The sequence below is a fragment of the Microvirga sp. Mcv34 genome (assembly GCF_024519725.1).
Taxonomy (GTDB): domain Bacteria; phylum Pseudomonadota; class Alphaproteobacteria; order Rhizobiales; family Beijerinckiaceae; genus Microvirga.
On record NZ_JALJRK010000164.1, the window covers coordinates 1 to 4,865 of the forward strand.

Genomic DNA, 4,865 nt, shown 5'->3' on the forward strand with positions numbered 1-4,865 from the left:
CTGGCCCGAGGTGTCGATCGACGTGGCGGTCGGACAGATGCGCGCCTTCGAGTTCATCGCCGACGTCCCGGGGGACTGGGCGATCCACTGCCACAAGTCCCACCACACCATGAACGCCATGGGTCACAGCGTCCGGACCTACATCGGCGTGAACATGAAGGAAACTGCGGCGGGCATTCGGAAGATCGCGCCGGGTTACATGCCGATGGGGGGCAGCGGCATGGGCGAGATGGGGTCGATGGAGATGCCGCTCCCAGAGAACACGCTTCCCATGATGACCGGCTACGCCCAGTTCGGGCCCGTCGAGATGGGCGGCATGTTCTCGGTCGTAAAGGTGCGCCCGGACATCGCTCCCGGGGACTACAAGGACCCGGGCTGGTACAAGCACCCGGAGGGCACCGTCGCTTACGAGTGGACCGGCGCCCCGCTCGCCGAGCCGGCGCGGGCGCCGAACACGCCCAAAGGCAAGCGGGCCAAAGCCACCGAGTTCCGGGCCGTCGACCCGAGAAAGCGCCGCACCGCCGCAAACGGCGGCGGACACGGCAACCACTGAGCATCAGCTCATGACCTCTAACCTGAAGCCATAAGGAAAACGACCCATGATCAGATTACCAAAGAGCCTCGCGGGCGCTGCCGGTGCCTTTCTTTTCGCGTCGGGGCTCGCTGTGGCGGGGCCGGGCGGGGCCGGTCACGCCCATGACGAGGAGGCGGCCTACGGCAAGCCCGGAGACCCGAAGAAGCCGGCTCGGATGGTCCCGGTTGCCATGAAGGAGGCCTCCGGCAAGATGCTGTTCTTTCCCGACAAGGTTGAGGTAAAGCGCGGCGAGCAGGTCCGCTTCAAGCTCCAGAACAGCGGCGAGCTCGAGCACGAGTTCGTCATTGGGACGGTCGAGGAGAACGCCAAGCACAAGGTCGCCATGGAAAAGAACCCGGACATGGAGCACGACGACCCGAACGCGAAGCGGCTCCAGCCGAAGAAGGCGGACGAGATCGTGTGGCAGTTCACGAACGCCGGCACCTTCGAATATGCCTGCCTCATTCCGGGCCACTACGAAGCCGGCATGAAGGGCACCGTCGTCGTGAAGTGAAGGGCTATTGAGGATTGCCGGGCCGGCATGGTCACGAAAGCCGCGGCTGGCCTGGCGTTCGATTCCATCCCAGTGGGGTGCGAGCAGGAACACACGTTTAGGGAGAAGCCAGATGAAGCGTGGTCACAACGTTGCCGCCGCCGGCCTGATCGCCGGCCTCACCCTGTCCGGAGTCGCCTTTGCTCAAGGGGCACCTATGGTTTCGGGCACGGTCGAAAAGCTCGACGAAGCTCAAGGGAAGATTACGCTCCAGCACGGGGCCATCCCGAACCTGCAAATGGACGCCATGACGATGGTATTCCGCGCAGCTGATCCGGCGATGCTGAAGACCGTCAAACAAGGGGACAAGGTTCAGTTCACGGCCGACCGCGTCAATGGGCAGATCACAGTCACCAAGATCCAGAAGGCGAAGTAGCTGCCTTTTGGGGGCCGCCGCGCAGCCTTAAAGCGTGTCGAGACCCCGCTTTGCGCGGCGGCCCTTTTTGTCATCGGAGAAGGACGACGTTCCATGAAGCGCCTCAGTGCCACCCTCGCCTCCCTTTTGGTTTTCGGAACCGGCGCCATCGTTGCTACGCAGCACTTGGCCCAGGCCCAGCCCGCGAAGGGGGCGGCGTCCTCGTTCGAGCGCGTCCGCGAGGTAACTAACAACCGCTTCAGAGACATGAAGCTGGTCGGTGATCCCGATCAGGACTTCGCGGCGATGCTTCTCGCCCACTACGAGAACATCATCTTTCTCGCCAAGACTCAGCTCGACTTTGGCGGTGACCGCGAGCTTCGGCAGATCGCCCAGAAGATCCATGACGATCAGCAGAAGCAGATCGATACGATCAAGGAGTGGCAGGTTCGGATGCGGCAACCCGGCTACCAGGCGCAGCCGAACCAGTCTCCGCCGGGCTCCGGCCCGCTGGATAGGCAGGCGCAAGCCGCGCCCGCACCGACGCCGGCCGCACCTCCGACACAGACTGCGCAAACTCCAACAGCCTCGCCGCAAACGTCACAAGCTCCGCTGCCTCTCGTGAGCGGCACTGTCGAGAAGGTGGATACGGCCCAGAGCAAACTCACCATCGACCACGGCCCCATCCCGAACCTCAATATGGACGGGATGACGATGGTGTTCCGCGCTCAGGACCCAGCGATGCTGAAAAGCGTCAAGCAGGGCGACAAGGTCCAGTTCAGTGCGGACCGCGTCAACGGCCAATTGACCGTCACCAAGATCCAGAAGGCGAGATAGCGCCTCTCAATTCCGCTCGCCTCTCCCAATCACGAGCAGGGTTGCGCCTGCCATGCGCACCGCGATCCAAGGCGGAAGAAGAGGGATGCTCGAGGTCGCTCGAAAGCTGTCCTCGAAATACAAGCGCTTCTCCGACCGCGGCCTCGCCTTCGCGACCGGCCTCACCCGCGAGGATGAGCGCTGGCGTGAACCCCTGCTCGACGCTCTGGCGCCCAAGCCAGGGGAACGCATCCTCGACGCCAGCATCGCAAGCGTTGCGCTCGCGGCCGATCTCGCGTCGCGCTTTCCGGAAACGGTCGTCGTCGGCGCTGACTTGCGGGACGGCGTCCTTTCCTCGTCCGCGCGTGCCTCCTTCGACAAGGTCGTGTGCTGCATGACGTTGCACACGCTTGCTGACAAGACCTCTTTCCTGCGCCCACTTTATCGGGCTCTGCGCCACAACGGGAGCTTGTACGTTGCCGACCTCGATCGGCCCACTGATCTGAACGAGCAGATCGCCCTGAATGTCGCGCGAATCGCTTACGGTCCTGGTGTCGAACCGCATTTCGATGGCAGCTGGACGACCGCGCTCGACGAAGCTGGGTTTACGAGTGTTCGGCGTTTGTCCTCGCACACGTTTGGGATGGGGCGCGTCTCCGTCGTGCGGGGACGCAAGCGCTGACGAGGAATCGAGCCTTTGAACCTTTGAACCAACGAGGAGCCCTCGGCCAAGCTGTCCTTGGAAAGCTAGCGGAATTCGGCGGCAGTAATGAGCGACTGTCTTGTTGGTCAAGCGTGCTGCCATGGTTTGGCGTCCCGGATGATGGCGTTGGCGATGGTAAGGAGCTTCCTCATGCAGGCCACGATGGCGACCTTTGGCGGCCTTCCGGCCTGGCGGAGGCGCTCGTAGGTGGCGTGGAGGGGCAGCTTGGGCGGATAGCCACCATGATGCTCATGAACAGGGCGGAGCGGACGGTTGTGCGCCCGCCCGTGATGGTGCGGCGGCCGCGAAGGGTGCCGGAGTCGCGGTTCATCGGGCGACACCGACGAGGCTTGCGATTTTGCGTCGGTCGAGGGAGCCCAGCTCGGGCAGCTCGGCGATCAGGGTTCGAGCGGTGGCCGGCCCGATCCCGGGAACGCTCTTGAGGAGATCTCCCGCTCGCGCAAGGCGGGTGTCTGGCGGACGGCGCCGTCGATGTCACCCTCGAGCTCGGAGAGCTGGGCCTGCACCTGCAGCACGGCGAGCACCCGGTCGACGCCCTTGAGGAGACGCGGCTGGGTGAGGTGGCGACGGCGGTTGCGCTCGGCCACCCTGGTCTCGACGATCTGCCGGCGACGGGCCACCATCTCGCCGAGCGCCAGGGCTTCGTCGGTCGGCACCGGGCGGGGCTCAGGCCTGATCGCCTCGGCGAAGCGGGCGATGACGCCGGCATCGAGCGCGTCGGTCTTGGCGAGCCTGCCCGTGGCGCGGGCGAAGTCGCGGATCTGGCGCGGATTGACGACCGCCAGCGGCAGCCGCGCGGCCGCGAGCGCGGCCGCCACCACCGTTTCGAAGCCGCCGGTCGCCTCGAGCACCACCAGCTCGACCGGCAAGGCTCCGAGCCCACGCCACCGCCGCGTGGGATCCGCGCAACACATCCCGACAATCAAGTGCCCAACCCGGATGACACGTCGATGGCCTCCTGGTCGTCGCTTGCCAGGGATAGAGCAGCGTGGTTACTTAGCTCATGCTTTGAGCAGCTCCGCAGCTCCCGATCTGAGGAAAGTTATGCTGAACCGTCGAAGCCTCCTCGCCCGCGGCGCCGCTCTCGGCGGTATGGCCGCGCTGAGCCCCATGCTTCCGGCCTGGGCGCGGAGCGGAACCCGCGGCGTTCCCCCGACTTTGCCGACCCTCTCGGGCCGGGATATCGCTCTGACGATCGGCCATATTCCGTTCACCGTCGGTGGGCGGACCGGCCGGGCCATCGCCATCAATGGGACGATCCCGGCGCCGCTCCTGCGCCTGCGCGAGGGGGAGACGCACCGCATCGCCGTCACGAACACCCTCGAGGAGACCACCTCGATCCACTGGCACGGCTTTCTCATTCCCTTCCACATGGATGGTGTCCCGGGCGTGAGCTTCCCTGGCATCCGCCCGCGCGAGACCTTCGTCTACGAGCTTCCGATCAGACAGTCCGGCACCTTCTGGTACCACAGCCATTCGGGGCTGCAGGAGCAGCTCGGCCATTACGGGCCGGTCATCATCGACCCAGCCAAGCCGGACCCGGTCGGCTACGACCGCGAGCATGTCGTCGTGCTGTCCGACTGGAGCTTCATGGATCCCGAAAGGATCATCGTCCAGCTCAAGCAGGAGCAGGGGCACTTCAACCGCAACAGGCTGACGGTCGCGGGCCTCTTCAGCAACGATCCCGCCCAAGCGATGTCGCTCGAGGAGCGGCTCCGGTGGCAGAAGATGAGGATGGACCCGACGGACATCTCGGACGTCACCGGCGCGATCTACACCTATCTGGTGAACGGTCACGGGCCGGACGAGAACTGGACGGGGCTGTTCCGGCCCGGCGAGCGGG

The 4,865-nt window shown here is 65.1% G+C and carries 6 protein-coding genes and 1 pseudogene; 6 read left to right on the forward strand and 1 reads right to left on the reverse strand.

The genetic code is table 11. From position 1 onward, the window contains the following. The 5 genes from OC446_RS29280 to OC446_RS29300 all read left to right on the forward strand — a co-directional run. A partial coding sequence (locus OC446_RS29280; protein ID WP_262032427.1) for a multicopper oxidase domain-containing protein occupies nt 1-553 on the forward strand: 553 nt, incomplete at its 5' end. 46 nt (nt 554-599) lie between these two features. Beyond that, nucleotides 600-1,088, forward strand: coding sequence for a cupredoxin family protein (locus tag OC446_RS29285; protein WP_262032428.1), 489 nt, complete (start codon nt 600-602; stop codon nt 1,086-1,088). A gap of 112 nt (nt 1,089-1,200) precedes the next feature. Further along, complete coding sequence (locus tag OC446_RS29290; protein WP_262032429.1) at nt 1,201-1,503, forward strand: copper-binding protein; 303 nt, start codon at nt 1,201-1,203, stop codon at nt 1,501-1,503. Between the two features lie 93 nt (nt 1,504-1,596). After that, on the forward strand, nt 1,597-2,319 hold the full coding sequence (locus OC446_RS29295) for a copper-binding protein (protein WP_262032430.1): 723 nt from the start codon (nt 1,597-1,599) through the stop codon (nt 2,317-2,319). Nucleotides 2,320-2,404: 85 nt separating this feature from the next. Continuing rightward, entirely contained in the window at nt 2,405-2,980 is a 576-nt protein-coding gene (locus OC446_RS29300; protein WP_262032431.1) for a class I SAM-dependent methyltransferase, read from the forward strand. 107 nt (nt 2,981-3,087) lie between these two features. Here the strand turns inward: OC446_RS29300 and OC446_RS29305 are convergent. Then, nucleotides 3,088-3,900, reverse strand: a pseudogene (locus tag OC446_RS29305) (IS110 family transposase); the annotation flags it as partial. Nucleotides 3,901-4,066: 166 nt separating this feature from the next. Between OC446_RS29305 and OC446_RS29310 the strand changes: the two are divergent. Continuing rightward, the coding region (locus tag OC446_RS29310; protein WP_262032432.1) for a multicopper oxidase domain-containing protein at nt 4,067-4,865 on the forward strand (799 nt) is incomplete at its 3' end.